The organism is Rudaea sp. (assembly GCF_047601565.1).
Taxonomy (GTDB): Bacteria; Pseudomonadota; Gammaproteobacteria; order Xanthomonadales; family Rhodanobacteraceae; genus Rudaea.
The window spans coordinates 2993519-3011760 of sequence record NZ_JASGIY010000001.1; the positions used below are offsets into that span (position 1 = coordinate 2993519).

The 18242-nt window shown below is 65.7% G+C and carries 16 protein-coding genes; 4 read left to right on the plus strand and 12 right to left on the minus strand.

The window, feature by feature from the left end; genetic code table 11:
* The first annotated feature begins 46 nt into the window (after nt 1–46).
* Entirely contained in the window at nt 47–2797 is a 2751-nt protein-coding gene (gene ppc, locus QM741_RS13080) for a phosphoenolpyruvate carboxylase (protein ID WP_415208117.1), read from the plus strand.
* A 606-nt stretch (nt 2798–3403) separates the two neighbouring features.
* On the opposite strand, the gene QM741_RS13085 is transcribed toward ppc, so the two are convergent.
* The 4 genes from QM741_RS13085 to QM741_RS13100 form a co-directional block, all read right to left on the minus strand.
* The gene (locus QM741_RS13085; RefSeq protein ID WP_415208118.1) at nt 3404–4420 is read right to left on the minus strand and encodes a C13 family peptidase; all 1017 of its coding nucleotides are present in this window, start codon (nt 4418–4420) and stop codon (nt 3404–3406) included.
* A gap of 159 nt (nt 4421–4579) precedes the next feature.
* A complete protein-coding gene (mtnC, locus tag QM741_RS13090) occupies nt 4580–5275 on the minus strand; it encodes an acireductone synthase (RefSeq protein ID WP_415208119.1) in 696 nt (231 codons plus the stop codon).
* Nucleotides 5272–5832 (minus strand): 1,2-dihydroxy-3-keto-5-methylthiopentene dioxygenase, encoded by a 561-nt coding sequence (locus QM741_RS13095; protein ID WP_415208120.1) that lies wholly within the window; start codon nt 5830–5832, stop codon nt 5272–5274. Before QM741_RS13095 ends, mtnC begins: the two co-directional genes overlap by 4 nt.
* Nucleotides 5833–5842: 10 nt before the next feature.
* Complete coding sequence (locus QM741_RS13100) at nt 5843–6472, minus strand: methylthioribulose 1-phosphate dehydratase (protein ID WP_415208121.1); 630 nt, start codon at nt 6470–6472, stop codon at nt 5843–5845.
* Between the two features lie 155 nt (nt 6473–6627).
* On the opposite strand from QM741_RS13100, the gene QM741_RS13105 reads away from it, so the two are divergent.
* The 3 genes from QM741_RS13105 (at nt 6628) to rmuC (ending at nt 9989) form a co-directional block, all read left to right on the plus strand.
* Nucleotides 6628–6987 carry a hypothetical protein gene (locus tag QM741_RS13105; RefSeq protein ID WP_415208122.1) on the plus strand — a complete coding sequence of 120 codons (360 nt, stop codon included), beginning with the start codon at nt 6628–6630 and terminating at the stop codon, nt 6985–6987.
* A gap of 98 nt (nt 6988–7085) precedes the next feature.
* The gene (locus tag QM741_RS13110) at nt 7086–8414 is read left to right on the plus strand and encodes an MFS transporter (RefSeq protein ID WP_415208123.1); all 1329 of its coding nucleotides are present in this window, start codon (nt 7086–7088) and stop codon (nt 8412–8414) included.
* A gap of 84 nt (nt 8415–8498) precedes the next feature.
* Nucleotides 8499–9989 carry a DNA recombination protein RmuC gene (rmuC, locus tag QM741_RS13115; RefSeq protein ID WP_415208124.1) on the plus strand — a complete coding sequence of 497 codons (1491 nt, stop codon included), beginning with the start codon at nt 8499–8501 and terminating at the stop codon, nt 9987–9989.
* A 186-nt stretch (nt 9990–10175) separates the two neighbouring features.
* Here rmuC and QM741_RS13120 read toward each other — a convergent pair whose 3' ends face one another.
* The 8 genes from QM741_RS13120 to QM741_RS13155 form a co-directional block, all read right to left on the minus strand.
* On the minus strand, nt 10176–10544 hold the full coding sequence (locus tag QM741_RS13120; protein WP_415208125.1) for a hypothetical protein: 369 nt from the start codon (nt 10542–10544) through the stop codon (nt 10176–10178).
* A 195-nt stretch (nt 10545–10739) separates the two neighbouring features.
* The gene (locus QM741_RS13125) at nt 10740–12200 is read right to left on the minus strand and encodes an amino acid permease (RefSeq protein WP_415208126.1); all 1461 of its coding nucleotides are present in this window, start codon (nt 12198–12200) and stop codon (nt 10740–10742) included.
* A 111-nt stretch (nt 12201–12311) separates the two neighbouring features.
* Nucleotides 12312–13787, minus strand: a complete 1476-nt coding sequence (locus QM741_RS13130; RefSeq protein WP_415208127.1) for an amino acid permease — start codon at nt 13785–13787, stop codon at nt 12312–12314.
* A 143-nt stretch (nt 13788–13930) separates the two neighbouring features.
* Nucleotides 13931–14494, minus strand: coding sequence for an elongation factor P-like protein YeiP (gene yeiP, locus QM741_RS13135; RefSeq protein ID WP_415208128.1), 564 nt, complete (start codon nt 14492–14494; stop codon nt 13931–13933).
* 170 nt (nt 14495–14664) lie between these two features.
* Nucleotides 14665–15432: an SDR family NAD(P)-dependent oxidoreductase gene (locus tag QM741_RS13140; RefSeq protein WP_415208129.1), complete on the minus strand. Its 768-nt coding sequence runs from the start codon at nt 15430–15432 to the stop codon at nt 14665–14667.
* A 125-nt stretch (nt 15433–15557) separates the two neighbouring features.
* Nucleotides 15558–16139, minus strand: a complete 582-nt coding sequence (locus QM741_RS13145; protein ID WP_415208130.1) for an arsinothricin resistance N-acetyltransferase ArsN1 family B — start codon at nt 16137–16139, stop codon at nt 15558–15560.
* Nucleotides 16136–17422 carry an amidohydrolase family protein gene (locus tag QM741_RS13150; RefSeq protein ID WP_415208131.1) on the minus strand — a complete coding sequence of 429 codons (1287 nt, stop codon included), beginning with the start codon at nt 17420–17422 and terminating at the stop codon, nt 16136–16138. Before QM741_RS13150 ends, QM741_RS13145 begins: the two co-directional genes overlap by 4 nt.
* A 5-nt stretch (nt 17423–17427) precedes the next feature.
* Nucleotides 17428–18240, minus strand: coding sequence for a cyanophycinase (locus QM741_RS13155; RefSeq protein WP_415208132.1), 813 nt, complete (start codon nt 18238–18240; stop codon nt 17428–17430).
* Nucleotides 18241–18242 lie beyond the last annotated feature (2 nt).

The window sequence follows — 18242 nt, forward strand, 5'->3', positions numbered from 1 at the left end:
ACGTCCGAATGGCCTGATCGGGCGGACTGTTGCGTCGCACAAATTCATGGCAAAGTACCCCGGATCGAGCAATCTGTGGGTACTGCGGGTGGCCTTCAACAAGCGACGCGAAATCGATTTCCTGCCGACCGACGGGCCGCTGCGCGAGGACGTGCGCCGGCTCGGAGCGACGGTGGGCGACATGCTGGCGGAGCAGTTGGGGCACGCCTTCTTTGCGAAGGTGGAGGCGATCCGCACGGCGGCGATCCGGCTGCGCAGCGCGGGCGAGTCGCCCGAGGCGCTCGCCTCGGAAGTGTCGGGACTCGAGCCGCAGCTCGCGGAGCAGCTGACGCGCGCGTTCGCGACGTATTTCCAGGTCGTCAACATCGCCGAGCGCGTGCACCGCATTCGCCGCCGCCGCGACTACGAGCGCTCGGGTGCGACCGCGCAGCCCGACAGCCTCAAGGACGTATTGCGGCGCCTGAAGGCCGCCGGTGTCGGCCTCGAAGAAATTTCCGCATGGCTGACCCGGCTCGATATCGAGCCGGTGTTCACCGCGCATCCGACCGAAGCCGTGCGCCGCACCCTGCTCGAAAAAGAGCAGATCATCTTCCGCTGCCTGATCGCCGACCTCGACGCGCAGCGCACGCCGCACGAGCGCGAGGCCGATCTCGCGCGCCTGCGCATGGCGCTGACCGCGGGCTGGCAGACCGCCGACGCGGCGCGCGCGCGGCCGCGCGTGCAGGACGAGTTCGAGCACGTCGGCTTCTATCTCGGCGGACCGCTGTACCGCGTCGTGCCGGTGTTCTACGAAGTCTTCGAATCGGCGCTCAACGAAGTCTACGGCGAGACGTTGCCGCTGCCGACGATGCTGCGCTTCGGTTCCTGGGTCGGCGGCGACATGGACGGCAATCCGAACGTCAACGCCGACACGATCGCGGCGACGCTGCGCGCGCAACGCGAACTCGCGCTGCGCCGCTACGACGCGGAGATCGTCGAACTCGCGCGCGAGCTGAGCCAGACGGTTGGCCATACCCAGTTCGATGCCGCCGTGTTCGCGCGTATCGATCACTATCGCGCGCAACTGACGCAAATCGCCGCGGCGATCAATCCGCGCTACGCGGACATGCCGTATCGCGTGCTGCTCGCGTTCGTACGCGCGCGCCTGCAGGCGACGGTGAGCGAGAAGGAGGCGGCCTATGGCTCGGCCGCGGAACTGCTCGCCGATATCCAGTTGATCGCCGACAGCCTGCGCGCGAACAAGGGGCGCAACGCCGGCTGGTTCTCGGTGCGCCGCCTGCTCTGGCGCGTGCGCACGTTCGGCTTCCATCTCGCGCGGCTCGACGTGCGCCAGGATTCGCGCGTGCATGCGGCGGCGCTCGCGGCCTCGCTCGGCGACGGCGAATGGGAAACGCGCGATGCGGCGGCACAGGCCGAAAAGCTCGAAGCGTACGCGCGCGGCGATGTCGAACTGCCCGAGCCGGCCGACGACAAGGGCGCGATGCTCGACGCCGTGTTCGACCAGCTCGCCTACGCGCGCGACGCTTACGGCGCCGGCGCGATCGGCCTCTACATCATCAGCATGGCGCGCAGCGCGGCCGACGTGCTTGCCGTGCTCGCCCTCGCGCGGCGCGCGCAATTCGTCGACGGGCACGGCCAGGTGCCGCTCGACATCGCGCCGCTGTTCGAGACGGTCGACGATCTCGAACACGCGCCGCAGACCTTGTCCGCGCTGTTCGCCGATCCGGTCTACCGTGCGCATCTGGCCGCGCGCGACGACCGCCAGACCGTGATGCTCGGCTATTCCGATTCGAGCAAGGACGGCGGCATCGTCGCCTCGCGGTGGGCGCTGCAGAATGCGCAAGTGGAATTGTTGAAAATTGCACAAAGCGCCGGCGTGCGCATCGCGTTCTTCCACGGCCGCGGCGGCTCGGTCAGCCGCGGCGGCGGCAAGACCACGCGCGCGGTGATCGCCTCGCCGCGCGGCTCGATCGGCGGCCGCCTGCGCGTGACCGAGCAGGGCGAGGTGATCCACCGCAAGTTCGGCATCCGCGCGCTCGCCTTGCGCAATCTCGAGCAGACCGTCGGCGCGGTGCTGTGGGCATCGCTGCGGCCGCGCCCGCCCGAACCGCGCGAGGCTCAGTGGCGGGTTGCGATCGAGGTGGCGGCCAGGTACGGCGCGCAGGCGTATCGCGCGCTCGTTCGCGACGAGGGTTTCGTCGACTATTTCCGCGCCGCGACGCCGATCGACGTGATCGAACGCATGACGCTCGGCTCCCGCCCGTCGCGGCGCGGCTCGGGTTCGATCGACAACCTGCGCGCGATCCCGTGGGTGTTCGCGTGGACCCAGAACCGCGCCGGGCTGACCGGCTGGTACGGCGTCGGCACCGCGCTGGAAAAAGCCGCGGCCGAAGTCGGCGAGGACGTGCTGTGCGAGATGGCGCAGCGCTGGCCGTTCTTCCGCACCATGCTCGACGACGTCGAGATGGTGATGGCGAAGTCCGATCTCGCCATCGCCGCCGCATTCTCGCGTCTGGCCGGCCCGCTGCACGAAAAATTCTTCGCCCGCATCGAAGCCGAGTTCGCGCACGCGGAAGCGTGGATCCTGCGCCTCAAGGGTACCGACCGCGTACTCGCCGAGGATCCGCGCCTGGCTTTGTCGATCCGCCTGCGCAATCCTTACCTCGATCCGATGAACCTGATGCAGGTCGATCTCGTCGCACGCTGGCGCGCCGGCAATCGCGAGGACGATGCGCTGTTCGCCGCGCTCGTCGCCACCGTCAACGGCATTTCGGCCGGGATGCAGAATACCGGCTGACGGTGCTGTTGCCCGTCTGCCCGGATTGTCCGTTCGCCCGCTATCCGTCGACGTCGAACGTGGGCCGGTCATGCCCAATCCCACCAGCAAGACCGTGCCGACGAGCAGCAATATTCCCGTGAGGGAAAGAGCGGGAGCCCGTGGATCCAAGTAAGCGACCGTCAATGTCGCATTGTAGGTCCCATTGGAAGTGATCCAAACGACTGAGTAGGTACCGGTAGGCAGTTTTCCGATCGTTGTGGTCGGAGAACTGGTGGATACGACCCCAGCCCCCGTGCAATGGTCCGCCGTAATCGAAATACTGAATCCCGAAACCGTCACCGGATACTGGCAATCGTTGGGTTGCGGCGGCAGGGTTGCGACGATGACATCGTTCGATGTCGGGCACGTCCTGCGGCGTCTTGCAATCGGACGTCAGGCCCTCCAGCATCGCTTCGTCCAGCTTCGTCGTCGTCCTCTGCTCCTCGCGGCTTCGCCGCATTCTCGCTCAAGAAGCAGTTACCCAGTTCAGATTACAGACTCTTTCAGCCTACGCCGAACGGCGCAAGCCAGAGCAGATCAGACGTCATGCAGGAAAAGATGGCAAGCGGAGAGCTTACGTGCCGCTCAGCGCGCTTCGGTGGAGGACTTGTTGCCGACGGGTCTTGAAGGCTTGTTCCGCTCGCGCGGTGGAGCGCGGAACGGCACGGCCGGCCCCGGCTTGAAGCCGTCGCGCCATTTCTTGAGGCTCGCTTCGATCGACGGCGTGGTCGCGATCTGCGGCAGCGAGTGGATTTGCTGATCGCGCGTCTCCCAGATGTCGATCTCCTTCTTCGCGTCGGCGAACGCGTCGGTGAACGACGCCGTGCGGTTGAGCGCGTCGACGAAGAAGGCGCGGCCGAAATCGGTGATGTCCGAGGTGGTGCCGCAGCCGAACGAGGCGCGATCGCCGCGCGCGGCGGCGATGATCATCGTGTCGTCGTTCTTGAGCGCATCGATGAAGCCGCCCGAATAGCAGGCCGAAATCACGAAGACGCGGTGCTTGATCGGCGAATCGGAAAACAGGTCGGCCAGGTCCTCGGGTACGATCTGGTCGAGCGGCAGCGGGTCGAGGCTGATGTAGAGTTCGTGCGCGCGCGAGCCGTGCGTGGTGATGAACACCATCAGCACGTCGTCGTCCGGATCGAGCTTCTTGCCGAGTCCGTCGACCGCGAGCTCGAGATTGGACAGGCTGGCGATCGGACGGCGGTCGAGCGTGTTCGGGTTGTTGACCAGGGTCAGCACGTGTCCTCTGGCATCGAAGCGCTCGACGAAGAGTTTCTCGACGTATTCGACCTCGTTGCGGAATACGTTCTCCTCGCCGTCGCCGGCGAAGGAGATCAGGTAGAGGTTGGTCTTGCCCGGCGTGCGCGGCGCGAGCTTGTCGATCGCGTCCTGCATGCGCTGCGGCTGGGCGTAGATCACCTGTTCGGGCGAGCCGACGTTGGCCGGCCAGATGACGGGTTGGTCGGTGTCATCGTCGCCGCTGCCGGACTGGGCAACCGCTGGCGCATCGGGTCGCTGCGTGTCCGTGCCGACCGCGGCTGCGCTCAGAGCGACAGCGAGGGAGAAAGCGAAGAACAGGCGGGTGGGCGTGCGGGTCAAGGCCGGATTGACGCTACAAAATGGTGCAATAGCGATATTTTAACAAATACCGCGTTGCGCTGCGGCGTATGAAATTTCATTCATCCGGTGCGGCAACCGCCTCCGATATCGCGTGTCCGGCCGTAGACGCGACCCGAAAATCAACTTGACAATTCAAATCTAACCGATTGAAATTCGGTTGAAATCTTCCACTTTCTCATGTCGAGTCGAAATAACCTGCGTGGAGGGTCGCACGAGTTGGATGGTGCGGAAGCCGGCTGCGTCGGCGGCATCGAGTTCCTGAACGAGGTCGGACAGGAACAGGATTTGATCTGGCGGCAGGCCGACCGCCTCAGCAATGCGCCGGTAGGAATCTGCTTCACGCTTGCCGCCGATTTCGGTGTCGAAATATCCCGAGAATAAGGGCGTGAGGTCGCCGGCCTCGCTGTGCCCGAACAGCAGTTTTTGCGCAGTGACCGAGCCGGACGAGTAGACGTACAAGTGGATTCCTTGCTTTTTCCACTTTTCCAGATTTTCCCTGACCTCGGGATAGACGTGGCCCCGGAACTCGCCGCTCGCGTAGCCGTCCTCCCAGATCAGGCCCTGCAAGGCCTTGAGCGGCGTCGCCTTGCGGTCCTCGTCGATCCAGCGGATCAGCAGGTCGACGATCTCCTGCCAGCTCGCGCAGACGAGGCCCGCCTCGCGCGCGGCCTCGTGCAGCCAGTGCTGCACCTCGGGCCGGTCGGCGTGGGTTTCGACGAAGGCCGGCAGGCGCGCGCGCGCGTAGGGGAACAGCACGTCCTTGACGAAGTCGATCGAACTCGTGGTGCCTTCGATGTCGGTGACGACGGCGCTGATTCCGTTCAATACGTTCATGCGGCCAGCGGCTGCGCGGCGAGGCGGGGGAATTTCCCGGCGATGTCGTTGCCGGTGAAGTTCGCGACCCAGCCTTCCTTGTTCGTGAACAGGCGGATCGCGACGAAGTAGGGCGCCTCGCTCATGTCGAACCAGTGGCGCGTGCCGTCGGGCACGCCGATCAGGTCGCCCTGCACGCAGAGCACCTCGTACACTTTATTGTCGATGTGCAGCGTGAACTGGCCGCGGCCGGCGACGAAGAAGCGCACTTCGTCTTCCGAGTGCGTGTGTTCGTTGAGGAATTTCGCACGCAGCGCGGCGCGATCCGGGTGATCGGGCTTGAGGCTGATCACGTCGACCGCCTGGTAGCCTTCTTCGCGCTGCAGGCGTTCGATGTCCGCGCGGTAGGCGGCGATGACTTCGTCCTGGCTCGCGCCGGGGACGACCGGTTTGGAAGCTTCCCACCGCTCGAAGCGCACGCCGACCTTGCCGAGCTCGCGCGCGATGTCGGCGTGCGCCGTGTAGGTGCCGAGCGGCGCGCTGCCGTCGGCGTCGGAATAGATGCGAAGTTCGCTCATGTCTCAACCCTCACTGTCTGAATCGGCGCAGGTCCAGCTCGCAGCCGAGCAGGAATTCGAACGCCTCGATGTGCCGTTCGGTCTCGGCCATGTCGCGGCCCCAGGTGTAGATGCCGTGGCCGTCGATCAGATAACCATATAGCGGCTTGCCGGCGGCAATCCAAGTATCCACCTTTTCGACGAGTTCGGGCATGTGCTGGGTGTTGGGAAAAACCGGCAGATCGATATGCGACTCGTGCGTGGTGTGGCCGGCGATCGCCTTCTGCAGCTCGTAGCCGGAAAAGCGGATCACGCCTTCGCGCGCGTACAGGCGCGAGGCCACCGTCTGCGTGCGCGAATGCGTGTGCAGGACCGCGTTCGCGCCGGCAAAGCGCGCGTAGATCTGCGTGTGCAGCAGCGTTTCCGCCGAGGGCCGCGCCGACGTGCCGACGGCGTTACCGCTGCGGTCGACGACCATGATGTCGTCCGCGGTCAGCGCGCCCTTGTCGCGGCCCGAGATCGTGATCGCGAGATGCTCCGCGTCGAGGCGCATCGAAAAATTGCTGCTCGTCGCCGGCGTCAGACCTTGCGCGCCGAGCTTGCGTCCGGCGGCGGCGATCGCTTCGGCGCGTTCGGCGAATTGTTGCGGGGTGTAGCTCAAAGCTCGGCTCCGTGGCGGTCGTTCGTCGATGCGTGCGGCACTATAGCGGATGGCTGCGTCGAAATTAAGAAAGCCCGGGCCGCATGCGCGCGGCCTTGAACGGCCGGCGATTGCGCTAACCTTGCAAAATCCCATTGCAACGACGCGGAGATAGCATGAGTTTCGACGTTTCCCAATTGTCCGCCGCCGAGCTCGACGAGCTGATCGCGCGCGCGGCGGTGCGGCGTGCGGCGCTGGAGCCGGCGCCGCCGGCGCAACCGCCCGAGAAGGCCGAGGCGATCGTCAATCCGGCCTGGCACACCTCGCCGCTGCCGAACGGCGTGCTGCTCATGCTACGTCATCCGGGCCTTGGCTGGGTGGCGTTCGCGCTGCCGCACGAGCATCGCGTGCATCTGGCGTCGCTGTGGCTGCACCAGTCGCTGCTGTTCAAGCCGACGGAAACGACGGCCGAAGCGGCGACGCCCGCCGCGGTCGTTCCGGACGTCGGCACGGGCGGCAGCGGCACGGTGCATTGATCCGGCCTTGCGCCCGAATCGCGGGCATCGCCCTCTATTGATCGTTGCGGGCGCAGCGACTAGATTGCGGCCCGGGTTTCGCGTGGCGGAAGGGCCGAATGAACAACGCTGAAGTATCGATTGCCGCCGCTCCGGCGCCGCCGCTGTCCGCGCTGCAGCGCCTGAAGTCGATCGTCGGCGGTTCAATCGGCAACCTTGTCGAGTACTACGACTGGTACGTCTACACGTCGTTCTCGCTGTATTTCGCCCGCTCGTTCTTCGCCCAGGGCGACGCGGTGTCGCAGGCGCTCGACGCGGCGGCGATCTTCGCGGTCGGTTTCCTGATGCGTCCGATCGGCGGCTGGTACTTCGGCCGCTATGCCGACCGCCACGGCCGCCGCGCGGCGCTGATGCGCTCGATCGTGCTGATGTGCGCCGGTTCGCTGCTGATCGCACTGTGCCCGACGCGGGCGAGCATCGGCGTCGCCGCGCCGGTGCTGCTCGTGTTCGCGCGCCTACTGCAGGGCCTGAGCCTCGGCGGCGAGTACGGCAGTTCGGCGACCTACCTGTCCGAGATGGCGACGAGCGAACGCCGCGGATTCTGGTCGAGTTTTCTCTACGTCACCCTGATCGCGGGACAACTGCTCGCGCTCGCCGTGCTGATCGTTCTGCAGCAGTGGGTGCTCAGCGAGGATCAACTCAAGGCGTGGGGCTGGCGCATTCCGTTCGCGATCGGCGCGCTCGTGGCGCTGATCGCCCTGTTCCTGCGCCGGAACATGGCCGAGACCGGCGCCTTCGTCGGCAGCCAGGGCAAGGCCGAGGCGCGGCGCGAAGAGGGCTCGCTCGGCTTGCTGGCCAGGCACTGGCGCGCGGCGCTGGTCGTGGTCGGGTTGACGATGGGCGGCACGCTAGCGTTCTACACCTACACCACGTACATGTCGAAGTTCCTTGTGCTCAGCGTCGGCCTCGACAAAGAGACGGCGACGCTGGTCAACGCGGCGACCCTGGTCGGCTACATGCTGCTGCAGCCGCTCGTCGGCGGATTGTCGGACTACATCGGCCGGCGCCCGATCCTGATCGCGTTCGGCGTGTTCGGCGTGCTGCTGACCGTGCCGGTGCTGAGCGCCCTGCAGGCCACGCGCAGCCCGTACGCGGCATTCGCGCTGATCATGCTGATGCTGCTCGTGGTCAGCGGCTACACGGCGATCAACGCCGTGGTCAAGGCCGAACTGTTCCCGGTCGAGATCCGCGCGCTCGGCGTGGGGCTGCCGTATGCGCTGGCCGTCGCCATCTTCGGCGGCAGCGCCGAGACGGTCGCGCTATGGTTCAAGCGGATCGGCCACGAAAGCGGCTTCTACTGGTACGTGACCGCCTGCATCGGCTGTTCGTTGCTCGTCTACGTCTTCCTGCCCGACACGAAGAGGACGTCGCTGATCGCGGACGCCTGACCAGATGAGCGAACTGCCGCGATCTCGCCAACTGAGACGCCGCGCTGTCACAATCGCCTCCTCTCAAGACGGCGGTGGACGGCGGTGTCGACGATCTCCAACGAATATGCCCTGTGGGGCCTTATCGCGTTCGCGGCGTTCGTGCTCGGCGCGGTGCTCGCGTGGGCGTTCGTGCGCACGCGCGCGTTCGCGAGCGGCCGCACGAGCCGCGACGCGGAAATCACGCAGCTCGCCTCGGAGCGCGACGCGGCGAGCGACGACGTGAGGCGCCTGCAGGGCGAATACGACGCGATCGCGCGTGAATTGGCGGAGCAGCGCAAGACCGTGTTCGCGCTCGGCAACGAACGCGCGAACCTGGCTGGCCGGCTCGAACGCCTCGGTCCGCTCGAAGCCGAACTCGCGGCCGCGCGTGCGGAAGCGCAGAAGTGGCGCGAGGCGACGCAGCGCGCCGAACAGCGCGTGACCGAAACCGCGACGCGCATGCAGGAGCATCAGCAGGCCGCGGCGGAAAAGATCACGCTGCTCGAACGCGTGCGCGAAAACCTCAGCGACCAGTTCAAGGCGCTGGCCGGCGATCTGCTCGAAGAGAAAAGCAGGAAGTTCACCGAACAGAACCAGACCCAGCTCGGCAGCCTGCTCGGCCCGCTACGCGAGCAACTCGACGGCTTCAGAAAACAGGTCGGCGAGGTCTACGACAAGGAAAGCCGCGAGCGCCAATTGCTCAAGGCCGAAATCGATGCGCTCAGGAACCTCAACCAGCGCATCGACGAGGACGCGCGCAACCTCACGCGCGCGCTGACGCGCGAAAGCAAGGCGCAGGGTGCGTGGGGCGAACTCGTGCTCGAACGCCTGCTCGAAGCGTCCGGCCTGCAGAAGGGCAGGCAGTACGAAACGCAGGCGACGTTCGAGAACGAGGCCGGCGGCCGCGCGCGTCCCGATGTGATCGTGCGCCTGCCCGAGGGCCGCGACATCGTCGTCGATGCGAAGGTGTCGCTGACCGCCTACGAGCGCTATTGCGCGGCGACCGACGATGCCGAGCGCGGCACGCAGCTCGCGGCGCATCTCGCTTCCCTGCGTGGACACGTCAAGGAACTCGCCGACAAGCGCTACAGCGACTTGCCCGGCGTCAATTCCCTCGAATTCGTGCTGATGTTCGTGCCGGTCGAGGCCGCCTACATCGAGGCCGTGCATTGCGACGATGCCCTGCATGCGTTCGCGCTGGAAAAACAGGTCGTCATCGTCACCACCTCGACCCTGCTCGCGACGCTGCAAACCGTGGCGAGCCTGTGGCGCAATGACGACCGCAACCGCAACGTCGCCGAGATCGCCGACCGCGCCGGCAGGCTCTACGACAAGTTCGTCGGCTTTATCGACGATTTGAACGACGCCAAGGCCAAGCTCGACGCCGCGCGCAATGCGCTGGCGTCGGCTTCGGGCAAGCTCGAAACGGGACGCGGCAACCTGATCGGCCAGGTCGAGAAATTGCGCGAACTCGGCGCGCGCACGAGCAAGACTCTTCCCGAGGCCCAGGTCGAGCGCGCGCAGCTCGACGAAGTGCAGGGTAGGTTGGGGTGAGCGCAGTGAATCCCAACGCGCAGGCGACGCTTCGTGAACCGAGCATTTCCGGATGGATGTTGGGGTTCGCTGCGCTTACCCCCAACCTAAGGGCTGATATTGTCTTCCCATCACGACACCTTACCGGATCGAAGGTGTTGCACTTGGAGGTTGAGACTAAAAAGGCAAAGGCGTCAGATTCGTCTCTTACTGGCGATACGAAACATCTTCGATTTCCTTCGGTTCGATTGGATCGAGGCGCATTGCTTCGTACATACCTTGCTGAGCTGCGACCTGCGTTATTTTTCCGCCTCCCTTCCAGAAACCAGGCACAATTTCGACCTTAAGATATATCTCGTCGCCAGGTTTCAGTTCGACTGCCGTTCCAGAGTTTTTATCATCCATTTCGAAGACATGATGTCCTGGCGAAATACCAGACACGAAAACCCGACCGTTGCCGATATTGGCTAGATCCTTGCCATCGAGTTCGATCGTTGGCCGCAATCCAGACCCCATGAAGTTGCTGGGGCGATATACAACCATGGTTGCCATGCGAGTGCCGTCAATCGAATGCATGCGGTTCAGTACTTGAGGATTTTCCGGTTTGACAGCACTTGACGCGCATGCGCCGAGCAAAATCGCGCACAGTAGAACAATTAGCGTGGGAGCAAAGGAATTGCGAGTGGAGCTTATGAAGGCAGTAGGAATTTGCATAAGACGACCCCTTTAGTTATTCAGGAACGGAATTGTGTGATAGTTGGCTGACAAGAATTAAATCGACCCGGCTCGCGTGGTTTGCGCAGGCTCTTCGCGATGCAGCTTGCTCTTGCGGTAGCCGTAGGCGAAATACAGCCCGAATCCGGCGAACGTCCAGACGAAGGTCAGCCACCAGTTGTAGCCGCTGAACGTCGAAAGCAAGGCGAAGCAACTCAGGATGCCGAGCAGGCAGATCAGCGGCGCGGCGGGAATGCGGAATGGGCGCGGGATTTCCGGATGCGCCACGCGCAGGATCCACACGCCCGCGCAGACCGCGGCGAAGCTGATCAGCGTGCCGATCGAGGTGAGATCGCCGAGGATGTCGAGCGGAAACACGCCCGCAAGAAGCGCAATTCCGGCGCCGGTGATCAGCGTGTTGATGTGCGGCGTGCGGTATTTCGGATGGATGCGCGTGAATACCGGCGGCAGCAGGCCGTCGTTGGCCATGATCATGAAGATGCGCGGCTGGCCGATGCACATGCACAGGATCACGCTCGACAGGCCGATCAGCGCGCCTATCTCGACGATCCAGCGCAGCCACGCGAGCTGCGGATGCGCGGCGACCGCGGTCACGACGGGCTCGCTCGTGCCAAGCTGGTTGTAGGGCATCAGGCCTGTAAGCACGGCCGCCATCGCGATGTAGAGCACCGTGCAGATCACGAGCGAGGCGAGCATGCCGATCGGCAGATCGCGCTTGGGATTGACCGACTCCTGTGCGGCGACGCTGGTCGCCTCGAAGCCGATGTAGGCGAAGAACACCATCGACGCGCCGCGCAGCACGCCCGACCAGCCGAACTCGTGCGCGCCAGTGTTCTCGGGAATGAACGGGTGCCACAGGCTCGTGTCGACGTAGCTCCAGCCGGCGAAGATGACGAGGATGATGAGCACGATCTTGAGCGCGACCATCGCCGAGTTGACGCCGGCGGATTCCTTGATGCCGACGTAGCAGATGCCGGTCAACACGGCGACGATGCCCATCGCCGGCAGGTTGATCACGGCGCCGGTCGGTTTCAGGTGCGCATCGAGCGGCGCGTTGATCAGTGCGTCGGGCAGGTGGATGCCGACGTGGTTGAGCAGGCTCACGAAATAGCCTGTCCAGCTCGACGCGACCGCCGAGGCCGAGACGCCGTATTCGAGGATCAGCATCCAGCCGATGAACCAGGCTGCGCCTTCGCCGAGCGTGGCGTAGGTGTACGAATACGCCGAGCCCGAGACGGGCACCATCGCCGCGAATTCGGCGTAGCACAGCGCACAGAACGTGCAGCAGATCGCCGCGAGCACGAACGACAGCATGATCGCCGGACCGGCGTGCTCGGCCGCGGCATTGCCGGTGATGACGAAGATGCCGCCGCCGATCACCGCGCCGATGCCGATCGCGGTCAGGCCCCACGGGCCGAGCGTACGGCGCAGTTCGATCTCGCCGGCTTCGTTGTTGACCGCGAGCGGATGCTTGGTGCGCAGGAGTTGCTTGAGCATGGTCGTTCCCGGGTTCTCGTAAACGGCGAGGGCCGACATCGTGCGTCGGCCCTCGTCGGCGTGATCAAGTCAAGTTGTGCGAGTACAAATGGATTTCAACATGCCGGCTCGTCAGTTGCCGTTCGCGAGCTGGCTGCGCTTATAGCCGTAGAGCGCGTAGATGACGAGGCCGATTACCGCCCAGGTCGCGAACACGAGCTTTGCGGTCATACTGAGGTTGACGAACAGCAGCAGGCAGCCGGCGACGGCGAGCGGGCAGACGATCCACGCGAGCGGCGTGCGGAACGGGCGCGCGCGGTCGGGCTGCTGCTTGCGCAGGATCAGTACGCCGAGCGAGACCATCGCGAAGGCGAGCAGAGTGCCGGAGTTCGACGTATCGGCGAGCTTGCCGACCGGAAACAGTGCGCCGCAGAACGAGACGACGAGGCCGGTGATGACCGTGATCACGTGCGGCGTGTGGAATTTCGGGTGCACCTTGGACAGCACGTCCGGCAGCAGGCCGTCGCGCGACATGGTGAAAAAGATGCGGGTCTGGCCGAACATCATCATGAGGATCACCGAGGGCAGAGCGAGTACGGCGGCGATGCCGATCCAGTCGCCGATGGTCGTATGGCCGAGCATGCGCAGTACGTGCGCCAGCGGCTCGCGGCTGCAGACCAGGGCCTGGGAGTTGGCGCAGGCGGCCGTCATTTCCGGTGTGCCCGGATCGAGCGGTATGCCGTTCGCGCCGAGCAACGGCTGTGCGCCGACCGATCCGACCGCACCGTAGCCGACGAGCAGATAGAAGATCGTGCAGACGGTCAGCGAGCCGATCAGGCCGATCGGGATATTGCGGTTCGGGTTCTTGGTTTCCTCTGCCGCGGTCGAGACCGCGTCGAAACCGACGTAGGCGAAGAAGATCGATGCTGCCGCGCCGAGCACACCGACGCCGCCGAGCGGGCTGCCCCAGCCGCCGGGCAGGAACGGTTCGAAGTTGCCGCTCTTCACCGCGGGTATGGCGAGGAAGATGAATACGGTCAGCGCGATGATCTTGATTGCGACGAGTACCGCGTTGACGCGCGCGCTTTTCGAAGTGCCGATCACGAGCAGCACGGTGACGGCGAGGCCGATCAGGAAGGCGAGCAGGTTGAAGGAGCCGCCGGCGTAGAGTCCGGTGCGCAAGGCCTCGGGCAATCCGTATCCGTTCGCTGCGAGCAGGCCGTTCATATAGCCGGACCAGCCGACGCAGACCACAGCCGCGCCGATGCCGTATTCGAGCCCCAGCGCCCAGCCGACGACCCAGGCGATCAACTCGCCGAACACGCCGTAGCTGTAGGTGTAGGCGGAACCCGACACCGGAATCATCGAGGCGATTTCGGAATAGGCCAACGCAGCGAGCGCGCAAACGATCGCGGCGATGACGAAGGCGATCATCATGCCCGGGCCGGCTTTCTGCCCGGCTTCGGCGGTCAGCACGAAGATGCCGGTGCCGATCACGGCGCCGATGCCCAGCAGCGTCAGTTGAACCGGGCCGAGTTGGCGTTTGAGCGATTTCTTTTCAGCGGTTTCGAGAATCTTGTCGAGCGGCTTGACGCGCCAGAAAACCATTGTGTGTCCCCAGAACGGATGGTGTGGTGACGGCGCGCGCAACGGTGCGGCCGGCCGGTGTCTTGCCCCGGTAAAATACGCGACGCCTCCACGCCGGGCAAGCTTTGACGCTCAAGCCGCCCTCGCAGAGGCCATTGGCCCGATCACGCCCGCCCCGAAAATTCCCCGGTCGTGGTGTTGACGAGAACGTGTTCGCCGGTCGTGATGTACTCGGGCACCTGGATCTCGATGCCGGTGTTGAGTTTCGCCGGCTTGGAGCGCTTGGTCGCCGAGGCGCCCTTGAGTTCGGGCGCCGTGTCGACGACCTGCAGCGTCACCGTCGCGGGCACCTGCAGGCCGATCGGCGCGTCGTCGATGATCTGCACGTAATAGCCTTCGACGCCGTCGACGATGTAGCCCGCGGCATCGCCGACGGAGGGCGCGTCGAGCGTGTACTGCGTGTAGTCCTCCGCATCCATGAAGACGAACGCGTCGCCGTCCTTGTAGGAGAAATTCGCGGCGCGGCGGACCAGTTCGGTTTCCTTGAGGTCGTCGTCGGCGCGCATCGACACGTCGAGCTTCTGCGCGCCGGGTACCGAGTACATGACGAAGCGATAAGTGACGTTGCCGCCTCGCCCCTGCGGCGAGCTGCGCTCGATGTCGCGGATCTGGTACACCTTGCCGTTGTGTTCGATGACGTTGCCGCGTTTGACTTCGAAAGCTTTCATGGTGGTTTGGGTGCGGGAAAAAGGAGGTTTTTCCTTATCCCCCGGGAGAAGGTGCCCGAAGGGCGGATGAGGGAGAGACATTGCCGACGCTGCGCCATCGAATCGTGGGTAGCCTTTCCCTCATCCGGCGCTTCGCGCCACCTTCTCCCGGTGGGAGAAGGAAAGATTAGTCACTTCGGTGCCAGCCGGATCGCGCCGTCGAGGCGGATCACGCTGCCGTTCATGTAGCGGTTCTGCAGGACGAAGGCGACCGCATCGGCGAATTCCTCCGCCGTGCCGAGGCGCGAGGGGTAGGGTACCTGCGCACAAAGGGAATTGTATACCTGATCCGGCATGCCCTCGACCATCGGCGTGTGGAACACGCCCGGCGCCAGGGTCATCACGCGCACGCCGATGCGCGCGAACTCGCGCGCGAGCGGCAGGGTCATGCCGACGACGCCGCCCTTGGATGCCGAATACGCGGCCTGGCCGATCTGGCCCTCGAAGGCGGCGATCGAGGCAGTGTTGACGATCACGCCGCGCTCGCCGTCCTCGCCCGGTGCGTTGTGCTGCATCAGGTCGGCCGCGGCCTTGGCGACGTTGAAGCTGCCGATCAGGTTGACCGTCACCGTCGTCGCGAACGTCTTCAACGGCATCGGCCCTTCCTTGCCGAGCGCGCGGCCCGCGCCGAGGATGCCCGCGCAGTTGATCGCGGCGTTGAGGCCGCCCAGCCACTCCTGTGCGGCCTTCGCATTCGCCGCGGCCTGCTCTTCGTTGCTCACGTCGGTATTGAAATAGCGGGCGTTCGCGCCGAGTTCGGCGACGGCCTGCGCGCCCTTTTCCGCGCTGACGTCGAACAGCGCGACTTTCGCGCCGTGCCCGATGAGGTGTTTCGCGACGCCGAATCCGAGTCCGGACGCGCCGCCGGTGACGATGGCCTTGGTATGGTCCAATTGCATGAAGTAGTCGCTCTTGTTGAAAAGTGCAGGCAGGGCGCCGGCTTTTTGATTTGCCGCGATCACGGACGAGCGCACGGACAACGAGCGCGGATCGTACCCGATCGCATTTGCCGCCGTCGACTGCTTCAATCGAGCGCAAGCAGCTGCGTCAGATGTCCGGTGTCGATCGCGGCGAAGGCGATCGGTTCGTCGGGCGTGGCGGAAGCCGCGTCGATCTCGTATTGCCACCAGCCGACGTCGTGCCATGCGCCGAATTTGTAGCCGGCATGGCGGAACGTTGCGCAACGATGAAAGCCGCAAGCTTCGTGCAGCGCCACGCTGGCCGCGTTCGGCAAAGTGATGATGCCGAACGCGTTGACGTAGCGCTGCGCCGCCAGCACCGCGCACAGCGCGGCATACAGGCGCTTGCCGATGCCGTGGCGGTGGAATTGCGCATGCACGTAGGCGGTGACTTCGACCGACCAGCGGTACGCCGCGCGCTCGCGATGCGGGCTCGCATAGGCGTAGCCGGCGACGTGACCGTCGACGACGGCGACGAGCCACGGATGCGTCGGCAGCAGTTTGCGGATGCGCGCCGCCATTTCGTCGGCGCTTGGCACGGCGGTTTCGAACGAAACGGCAGAATGCTCGACATGCGGGGCGTAGATGCCACGGATCACGTTGGCGTCCGTTTCGTTCGCAACGCGGACTATCGGCTTCTCGTTCATGGCGAACGGTAGATCGTTCCGTTCTTCATCACGAAGACGACGTTGCGCACGGCCTGGATCGCCTGCGTCGGATCGCCCGACACGGCGATCAGGTCGGCACGCAGCCCCGGCGCGATGCGGCCGAATTCGTCCTGCCTGCGCAGGATCGCTGCGTCGACGCCGGTGGCCGCGAGCAGTGCCTGCGTCGGCGTCATGCCGAGTTGGACCATCCATTCGAGCTCGCGCCAGTTCGTGCCGTGGGCGAACACGCCGACGTCGCTGCCGCAGCCGATCGTCACGCCCAGCTTGAGCGCCGTGCGGAACGCATGGGCCGCGTCCTGCATGCGTTGGGTCGGCGGCGTCTTGCCGGCTTCGTAGTGTTCGAAGTATTGCGCGATCGCCTCGACCGCCGTCAGCGTCGGCAGATAGGCGACGCCGCGCTGCTTCATCAGCTGGAAGGTCTGCTCGCTGACGTTGTAGCCGTGTTCGACCGAATCGACGCCGGCCAGCACGGCCGTGCGTACCGCCGCATCGCTGGCCGCGTGCACCGCGACCGGCCTGCCCGAAAGATGCGCGGCTTCGACCATCGCCTTCAGCTCCGCGTCGGTGAACGCCGGCCGCACCTCGCCGCCGGGGCCGATGCGATAGTCGGCGTAGATCTTGATCCAGTCCGCGCCATGGCCGGCCTGTTCGCGCACCGCGGCGATCGCCGCATCGACGCCGCTGACTTCCTGCGCGCCGCCGGGCAGCTCGATGTCGGGGCGGAAGCCGCGCGGTGCCGGTCCATACGACGCGGTCGCGACGATCGCGCGCGTGGCGACGAAGTAGCGCGGGCCGGGAATCAGGCCCTCGTTGATCGCCCGCTGCAGCGAAACGTCGTCGTAGCCCGCTCCCTCGGTGCCGAGATCGCGCAGGGTCGTGAAGCCGGCAAGCAGGGTATCGCGCGCGTGCTGCGCGGCGAGCAGGGTGCGGTAAGCGGGCGGCTCCTTGAGCACCTGGTCGTTCCAACTCACCTCGTTGTACGGATGCAGGAACAGGTGCGCATGCAGGTCGATCAGGCCGGGCAGCAAGGTCGTGCCGGGCAGGTCGACGGTCTTGGCGCCGCCGGGCGCTTCGATCCTGTCGGCCGGCCCGACCGAGACGATGCGCTCGCCGTCGACGAGCACCGCCCAGCCGGCGTGCGGCGCCTCGTTGCCCGTGCCGGTCCAGACGCGAGCGGGGCGCAGCAGGGTAGGCGCTGCCTGCGCGAGCGCACAGAAAGCGCAAAGCAGAAGGCAAACGGCCGAAAGTATTTTTTTTCGCATCGCAATCAACTGATCGTGCGACGGAAATCGAGGTCGTAGCGCGAGCCGTGCACGAGCACGTGCACACGCAGGTTGGTGATGCTGATCGGCCCGCTCGGCCCGGCCTCGGCGACGTTGGAATGGCCGACATCGGACGGATCGACGACGGTGATGCCGCCGTGCCCGACCACGTCGACCACGTTGTCCGGGCCGATGAACGCGGCCGTGTCCGGGTCGATGCCGATGCCGAGCGCGAACGGATTGAGCGCGAGCGCGGCGAGCAGGCGGCCCAGCCGGTCCGCGCCCGCGCCGCCCTGGTCGATGACGAGGCGGTTCGACAGACCCAGCCCCGGCGCCAGCGTCACGCTGCCCATGCGCGGCGTCGGCCCGTGCGCGCCGCCGGCGAGCATGTGCTCGGCGAGGATCGCCGCGCCCGCGCCGATGCCGGCCACGGCCGCGCCGTCCGCATTGCGCCGGCGCAGCAGGCGCGCGAGCTGCGTGCCGCCGAGCAGGGTCGACAGGCGCAACGGCGCATCGGCGCTGAGCGCCACGAGTTCGGCGCGCTCGATCGATGCGAGCGCGGTGGGGTGATCGCTGTCGCCGCGGCTGGCCAGCGCAAGCCGGCGCACCTGTCCGGCGCCGAGCGTGAGCAGCGCGGTCTCGATTTCGTCGGATTGCGTTTCGCCCGGCGTCTGCGCCGTGACGACGACGACCTGCGGCCGCTGCCCGAGCATCGCGATGATGCGGCGGAAGATTTCGGTGTAGCCGTCCGGCCGCGCCTGCGTGCCGATCGGAATCAGATATCCACGGGACTGGTCGGGAGCGAGGCGGGCGGGCAAGA

Coding starts and splice junctions, on each gene's coding strand:
- ppc (WP_415208117.1), top strand. CDS start 47: ATGGCAAAGTACCCCGGATCGAGCAATCTGTGGGTACTGCGGGTGGCC.
- mtnC (WP_415208119.1), bottom strand. CDS start 5,275: ATGAACGTATTGAACGGAATCAGCGCCGTCGTCACCGACATCGAAGGC.
- QM741_RS13095 (WP_415208120.1), bottom strand. CDS start 5,832: ATGAGCGAACTTCGCATCTATTCCGACGCCGACGGCAGCGCGCCGCTC.
- QM741_RS13105 (WP_415208122.1), top strand. CDS start 6,628: ATGAGTTTCGACGTTTCCCAATTGTCCGCCGCCGAGCTCGACGAGCTG.
- QM741_RS13110 (WP_415208123.1), top strand. CDS start 7,086: ATGAACAACGCTGAAGTATCGATTGCCGCCGCTCCGGCGCCGCCGCTG.
- QM741_RS13120 (WP_415208125.1), bottom strand. CDS start 10,544: ATGCATTCGATTGACGGCACTCGCATGGCAACCATGGTTGTATATCGC.
- QM741_RS13125 (WP_415208126.1), bottom strand. CDS start 12,200: ATGCTCAAGCAACTCCTGCGCACCAAGCATCCGCTCGCGGTCAACAAC.
- QM741_RS13130 (WP_415208127.1), bottom strand. CDS start 13,787: ATGGTTTTCTGGCGCGTCAAGCCGCTCGACAAGATTCTCGAAACCGCT.
- yeiP (WP_415208128.1), bottom strand. CDS start 14,494: ATGAAAGCTTTCGAAGTCAAACGCGGCAACGTCATCGAACACAACGGC.
- QM741_RS13140 (WP_415208129.1), bottom strand. CDS start 15,432: ATGCAATTGGACCATACCAAGGCCATCGTCACCGGCGGCGCGTCCGGA.
- QM741_RS13145 (WP_415208130.1), bottom strand. CDS start 16,139: ATGAACGAGAAGCCGATAGTCCGCGTTGCGAACGAAACGGACGCCAAC.
- QM741_RS13150 (WP_415208131.1), bottom strand. CDS start 17,422: ATGCGAAAAAAAATACTTTCGGCCGTTTGCCTTCTGCTTTGCGCTTTC.